At 61.8% G+C, this 272-nt stretch carries 1 protein-coding gene; it reads right to left on the bottom strand.

Going from position 1 to position 272, the window contains the following annotated elements:
* On the bottom strand, window positions 1–196 hold a 196-nt coding region (locus tag GYB81_RS23995; protein WP_161898017.1), incomplete at its 3' end, for a hypothetical protein.
* Window positions 197–272: the final 76 nt, after the last annotated feature.

Raw genomic sequence — 272 nt, 5'->3', positions numbered from 1 at the left:
CCTGGTAACCCTCGATCGCCGGCTGCACCAGGACATGCAGACCGGACAGCACCGTCTCCAGGTCGTAGGGCGATCCATCCTCGGCGAACATCCGAAACAGCGCCCGGACGGCCATCTCGTAGGCGACCAATTGGTCGTTGAGGTCGTTGAAACCGTCCAGCCAGGACAGCGGGACGATAGGATACGGCTTAGCCATGGTGTTCTCCTGAGGTTCACTGTGGTTAGCCGGGCGGGTGGATTGGCCTCCAGCCTGCCCGGCTAACCACAGTGAA

Source organism: Pseudomonas yangonensis, from assembly GCF_009932725.1.
In the GTDB taxonomy this organism is placed as follows: Bacteria; Pseudomonadota; Gammaproteobacteria; order Pseudomonadales; family Pseudomonadaceae; genus Aquipseudomonas; species Aquipseudomonas yangonensis.
Note: the sequence above shows the minus strand (reverse complement) of the source record. Positions and strands in the feature narration are given on the sequence as shown.